This window comes from Colwellia sp. E2M01, assembly GCF_018860585.1.
Classification (GTDB): domain Bacteria; phylum Pseudomonadota; class Gammaproteobacteria; order Enterobacterales; family Alteromonadaceae; genus Colwellia.
In genome coordinates this window covers 1-6059 of record NZ_JAHKPR010000058.1, presented here as the reverse complement: position 1 = coordinate 6059, position 6059 = coordinate 1, and the positions used below count along the sequence as shown (strand labels likewise).

5 protein-coding genes are annotated in these 6059 nt (G+C 36.4%); 3 read left to right on the top strand and 2 right to left on the bottom strand.

Features of this window, described 5'->3' with window-relative positions; all coding sequences use genetic code 11:
- Window positions 1-473 precede the first annotated feature (473 nt).
- Together KO502_RS11895 and trmA are read left to right on the top strand one after the other, a co-directional pair.
- Complete coding sequence (locus tag KO502_RS11895) at window positions 474-956, top strand: RNA-binding protein (protein WP_216022790.1); 483 nt, start codon at window positions 474-476, stop codon at window positions 954-956.
- 263 nt (window positions 957-1219) lie between these two features.
- A complete protein-coding gene (trmA, locus tag KO502_RS11890; protein WP_216022789.1) occupies window positions 1220-2314 on the top strand; it encodes a tRNA (uridine(54)-C5)-methyltransferase TrmA in 1095 nt (364 codons plus the stop codon).
- 1 nt (window position 2315) lies between these two features.
- Here trmA and fabR read toward each other — a convergent pair whose 3' ends face one another.
- A complete protein-coding gene (gene fabR / locus KO502_RS11885) occupies window positions 2316-2948 on the bottom strand; it encodes an HTH-type transcriptional repressor FabR (RefSeq protein WP_216022788.1) in 633 nt (210 codons plus the stop codon).
- Between the two features lie 126 nt (window positions 2949-3074).
- Between fabR and sthA the strand changes: the two genes are divergently transcribed.
- Window positions 3075-4502, top strand: a complete 1428-nt coding sequence (sthA, locus tag KO502_RS11880; RefSeq protein WP_216022787.1) for a Si-specific NAD(P)(+) transhydrogenase — start codon at window positions 3075-3077, stop codon at window positions 4500-4502.
- Between the two features lie 125 nt (window positions 4503-4627).
- On the opposite strand, the gene KO502_RS11875 is transcribed toward sthA, so the two are convergent.
- The gene (locus KO502_RS11875; protein WP_216022786.1) at window positions 4628-5869 is read right to left on the bottom strand and encodes a malic enzyme-like NAD(P)-binding protein; all 1242 of its coding nucleotides are present in this window, start codon (window positions 5867-5869) and stop codon (window positions 4628-4630) included.
- Window positions 5870-6059: the final 190 nt, after the last annotated feature.

Genomic DNA, 6059 nt, shown 5'->3' with positions numbered 1-6059 from the left:
TAGCTTGCTCGTTGCTGTTCCCCCGAAGCAGGATGCGTATCATACGCTCCCAAGTTTTAATGTCAACGTTTTATTTTAAGTTTCTTTAAAAAACATTTTAAAGCGTTTCAAAACTAAACATTAACTTAAGTTATTTAGTGCTTAAAGCGAGTAGATAACTTAGTAAAACAAGCTCTTCATGATTCATTTGTTGTGAACCCCTTGGAACTGGAGCGCATTGTAGAGAGTTTTTGATAGAGCACAAGCACTAATTTCAATTTTTTGTTTAAACGGTTAAACTTCAGACAATATGTCTGTTATTAGTTCAAAAAAGCTATTGGCTTTGTTTAACAGGTCTAATATAGTGTACTTATTACATAGCTTTATACGTTTGGTAGTTGTACATTATCAAAAGCTAAGTAACATAAATTGCATTTTGCATTTTATTCACAAAGTAAAATTAATTTATTAAAATAATAATTAGGTATATTTATATGAAGTCTCCAACTTTACAATCAGTGATCGTCGCTGTTGTTTTTGCCATTATCGCTTACATCACCGCTACAATAACTTCAGCTAATGCTCTACTTCTAACTAGCTCTGTTTTTATAGCAGCATTTCTTGCACCTTTAATCGCTTGCACAAAAAAAGGTAACTCACCCAGCTCAACTAACTCTAACAATGAATCTATTTCAGATGAAGACGTTAGAACCCTTTATGTTGGCAACCTGCCTTATAGAGCTAACGAAACTGCCGTACGAGAACTTTTCTCTGAACATGGCTCTGTACACTCTGTTCGTTTAATGAAAGATAAACATACAGGTAAACGTCGTGGCTTTGGTTTTGTAGAAATGGCATCTAATGATTTAGATAAAGCTATTACTGCGTTAAATGATACTGAATTCCAGCAACGTACCTTAAAAGTAAGAGAAGCCAAAGAGCGTCCAGAACGCGTTGAAGACAACAGCGAAGGTTAATCGCTTTAAATACTTTTCAATAATAAGGCCGCTTTATTCAAATAGCGGCCTTTTTTATGTCTTTCATTATTATTTGCAAAAATATGTTCCTTTTTTAGTAAACTAAAAAGTCTATCTAAACTTTCCTTAAACGTTATTCGTTCAAACTATTATTTATTATTAATTTGATTAAGAGGTAGACAAAAGTTAAGTGGATAGTAAAATCCGCGCTGTAACTCTTATACCTCATTCTTCACACCCGTTTATTAATACAAGGCATTTCTATGTTTAGTCACATTCATCCAGATAACTACCAAGCACAACTATCAAAAAAACTACAAGCTATGACAGAGTTATTTAGTGACTTTAACTTACCCGCTGCTGATTTATACCCATCAGTGCCTCTTAACTTCCGTCAAAGAGCTGAGTTTAGAGTGTGGCATGAAGGTGATGATCTGTATTACATAATGTTTGATAGTAAAACCAAACAAAAATTTCGTGTTGACGAATTTCCTGTTGCCAGTGAGTTAATTAACAATGCGATGAAAGCACTTATTGCCGCCATCAAAGATCATAAAGAATTGCGTTTTAAGTTATTTCAAGTTGATTTTCTATCAACCTTGAGTGGTGAGTTATTAATTAGCATGCTTTATCACAAGCAACTATCTGAAAATTGGCAGAATGAGGCGGAAAACTTAAAAGCACAATTATCAAGTATTGCCCCTGTTGATATTATTGGACGCGCTAAAAAACAAAAAGTTATTATTAATAAAGATTACGTGATGGAGTCGTTAAACGTTGGTGGTAAAAATTACGTATATCAACAAGTTGAGAATAGCTTCACTCAACCTAATGCGGGTGTTAACGAACAAATGCTTTTATGGGCACAACAAGCAACTGAAAAAGCAGGTGGTGACTTAATTGAACTTTACTGTGGTAATGGTAACTTTAGTATTGCGTTAGCTGAAAATTTTGATCGTGTTTTAGGTACCGAAATATCTAAAACGTCAGTACGCTCTGCACAAATTAATATTAGCGAAAACAATATTGATAATATTGATATTGTACGTATGTCGAGTGAAGAATTTAGCCAAGCCATGAATGGCGAACGCAAATTTAGACGCTTAGAAGATTTCGATTTAACCGCTTATAACTACGATACCGTTTTAGTTGATCCACCGCGTGCGGGTTTAGATGTAGACAGTGTTGAATTAGTAAGACGTTTTAACAAAATTATTTATATTTCTTGTAATCCTGAGACACTCAAAGACAATTTAGCTTTATTAGTAGATACACATACTGTTGAAAATTTTGCTCTATTCGACCAGTTTCCTTATACCGACCATGTTGAGACCGGTGTTATCTTAACCAGAAAATAAGTTAAGCTTTATTCTTTGATTTTTTACGGCGATCACTCAATTCAAGAGCACCGCGAGCGATAAAGCGTAATTGCTGTATTGTTTGTTGTGCTAATTGATTTCGCTCGCTATTATCTTCCATATCAAGCGCATCAGAGCCAGCGCTAAAAACTATAGTTACTGCAGCATTAGCTTGCATATAAGCAACTTCAGCATCGAGTTGATTAGCTTTTTGCAGGTAATCACAAAGTTCCATCGTAAAATAACGTATCTCTCTAATTACTGCGGCACGAAAAGCCGCCGATGTACCGGATCGCTCACGTAGTAAAAGTCTAAAAACATTACCATTACTTTCTATCAATTCCATAAAGGTTTGCACCGATATTTGAATTACTGAACCACCTTTAGCGATACGTTGTCGTGCTTGACGCATTAACTGTCTTAAAGTTAAACCGGCTTCATCAACTAACGTTAAACCTAATTCATCCATATCTGAAAAATGACGATAAAAAGACGTTGGTGCCAAGCCCGCTTCTTTAGCAACTTCACGCAAACTTAAACTTGAAAAACTTCGTTCTGCACTTAATTGGTTTAACGCCGCATTAATTATTTGACGACGGGTTTTTTCTTTTTGTTGTGCGCGTACACCACTCATTTAACAAACTCTTCATCACTATAAACACAAGTTATTCTCATAATACTGAATTAACACAATATTGTCAGGTTTAGTTCTGATAGAATCATTATTATATTCCCATTAAGCTATTTTGAGGACTTACCATTGGCTAAATCAAAAATAAGTAAAAGTGAAGATAAATCATTTGATTATGACGTCATTATCATAGGCACAGGTCCTGGTGGTGAAGGCGCAGCGATGAAATTGGCGAAGCTGCAAAAGAAAGTCGCGGTTATCGAACGTTATCACCAAGTTGGCGGTGGTTGTACTCATTGGGGAACTATTCCTTCAAAAGCTTTACGTCAATCCGTTAGTCGTTTAATTGAATACAATTCAAATCCGTTATTCAGCCAGAAAAATCAATTAAAGCAGCTTACTTTTCAAGATATTCTTAGTCATGCTTCAGCGGTGATCCAAGAGCAAGTAAATTTACGTAGTGGCTTTTATAATCGTAATCGTGTGAGCCTTATTCAAGGCGATGCTTCATTTGTTGATGCTAATACTATTAAAGTGGTACACGCTGATGAAAGTGTGGAAATTATTACTGCTAAGCAAGTCATTATCGCTACAGGGTCTCGTCCTTATCAGCCAGACAACGTAGACTTTACTCATCCTCGCGTATACGACTCAGATAGTATTTTAAGCCTTAAACATGCTCCGCAGCACGTGATTATTTATGGTGCAGGTGTTATAGGTAGTGAATATGCTTCTATCTTTAGAGGTTTGAGCGTAAAGGTTGATTTAATTAATACCCGTGAGCGTTTATTGTCTTTCTTAGATGCAGAGATGTCTGACTCTTTAAGCTATCATTTATGGAATAACGGGGTTGTTATTCGCCATGGTGAAGAATTTGAACGTGTAGAAGCTACAGACGATGCTGTTGTTGTGCATTTAAAATCAGGCAAAAAAATGCGTGCCGACTGTTTACTGTATGCTAACGGTAGAACAGGTAATACCGCAGACTTAAACTTAGAAGCTGCAGGCTTAAAAGCTGATGGCCGCGGTCAATTAAAAGTTAATGAACATTACCAAACGGAAGTTGAAAATATTTTCGCTGTCGGTGATGTGATTGGTTATCCAAGTTTAGCAAGCGCTGCTTTCGATCAAGGTAGAATAGCTGCTGCTGCGATGGTGGATATTACCAGTAAGAAGAAACTCATTGCTGATATTCCAACTGGCATTTATACCATTCCTGAAATAAGTTCGGTAGGTAAAACAGAATTAGAACTTACTGAAGCTAAAATACCGTATGAAGTAGGACGTGCGCAGTTTAAGCACCTTGCTCGAGCACAAATATCAAATAACTTAGTTGGCTCTTTGAAAATTCTTTTTCATCGAGAAACTAAAGAAATTTTAGGTATTCATTGTTTTGGTGAAAATGCTGCTGAGATCATTCATATTGGGCAAGCCATAATGCAACAGAAAAATGGTGGCAACACTATTGAATACTTTGTTGAAACAACATTTAACTATCCAACCATGGCAGAAGCATTCCGTGTTGCTGCGTTAAACGGTTTAAATAGATTGTTTTAATTCCTGTCATTCAATCAATTAGGTAGAAACTTATCTAACGAAAAAATAAATAAGGCTCAAAGTATATTTATACCTTGAGCCTTTTTTAACACTATCTTTACCACTAATACTGAATAGCCTGATATTTATTCCATATAGTTTACTGGCATATCTAAACCAGCAACACCTGAGTCTATCGCAGCTTGTGCAACGGCTTTAGCAACTCTAGCGCACAAACGTGTATCCATTGGTTTAGGTATAATGTAGTCCTTGCCAAAGGTTAGATTATCTTCACAACTTGCCTCTAATACTTCTCCAGGTACCGGCTCTTTGGCAAGAGATCTAATAGCATGTACTGCCGCAATCTTCATTTCATCATTAATCGTACGAGCACGTATATCTAACGCACCACGAAAAATAAACGGAAAGCATAAAACATTATTCACTTGATTCGGGTAGTCAGAGCGACCCGTGGCGATAATTAAATCATCACGTGTTGCATGAGCAAGTTCAGGTTTAATTTCTGGATCAGGGTTAGAGCAAGCAAAAATAACTGGGTTATCAGCCATCATGTTCAGTTGCTCTGCTGATAGTAAATCAGGACCTGACACTCCAACAAATACATCAGCACCATCAATGGCGTCATCTAATGTCCTTTTGTCGGTATTATTAGCGAATAACTTTTTATATTCATTAAGGTCATCACGACGTGTATGCACAATACCTTTAGTGTCTAACATGTAGATTTTTTCGCGTTGTGCACCACACTTTATTAACAGATCCATACAAGCAATAGCGGCAGCTCCCGCACCTAAACAAACTATATTGGCTTGTTTTATGTCTTTACCTTGAATTTCTAAAGCGTTCATCATGCCTGCTGCAGTAACAATCGCAGTACCATGTTGATCGTCGTGAAAAACCGGGATTTTACAGCGCTCAATTAATGCTTTTTCAATCACAAAACATTCTGGCGCCTTTATATCTTCAAGGTTAATACCACCAAAACTATCTGCTATATTGGCTACCGTATTAACAAACTCATCTACGGTTTTATGTTTAACTTCTATATCAAATGAGTCAATGTTTGCAAATCGTTTGAATAATAGTGACTTTCCTTCCATGACTGGCTTTGATGCCATAGGGCCTAAATTACCTAATCCTAAAACCGCTGTACCGTTGGTTATAACCGCAACAGTATTGCCTTTAGCGGTATACTTATAAACATCATCAGGGTTATTTGCTATTTCACGACAAGGCTCTGCCACTCCAGGACTATATGCTAATGCTAAATCTTTATTTGTTTTAGCTGAAGTTGTTAAGGCAATACCAATTTTACCTGGTGTAGGTAAGGCATGATAATCTAAAGCTTGCTGACGAAAGTCGGTCATTATGGTTCCTTATAATAAAATTAAAACTATGAGCTGTCACATGACGATATAGTAATGGCTAAGCATATAGCTTTAGTATTAATTTAGTAAGCCCTACCTTTATTATTTACTCGTTATACCAATTTGATTAAATTTCTTCCCAACTCAGAGCTATGCTCGATGTGCAATAACAAGGCGAATTTGTTTAGGT

Bases quoted from the DNA above. Each gene is read 5' to 3' on its own strand.
- KO502_RS11895 (WP_216022790.1), top strand. From the start codon at position 474: ATGAAGTCTCCAACTTTACAATCAGTGATCGTCGCTGTTGTTTTTGCC.
- trmA (WP_216022789.1), top strand. From the start codon at position 1,220: ATGTTTAGTCACATTCATCCAGATAACTACCAAGCACAACTATCAAAA.
- fabR (WP_216022788.1), bottom strand. From the start codon at position 2,948: ATGAGTGGTGTACGCGCACAACAAAAAGAAAAAACCCGTCGTCAAATA.
- KO502_RS11875 (WP_216022786.1), bottom strand. From the start codon at position 5,869: ATGACCGACTTTCGTCAGCAAGCTTTAGATTATCATGCCTTACCTACA.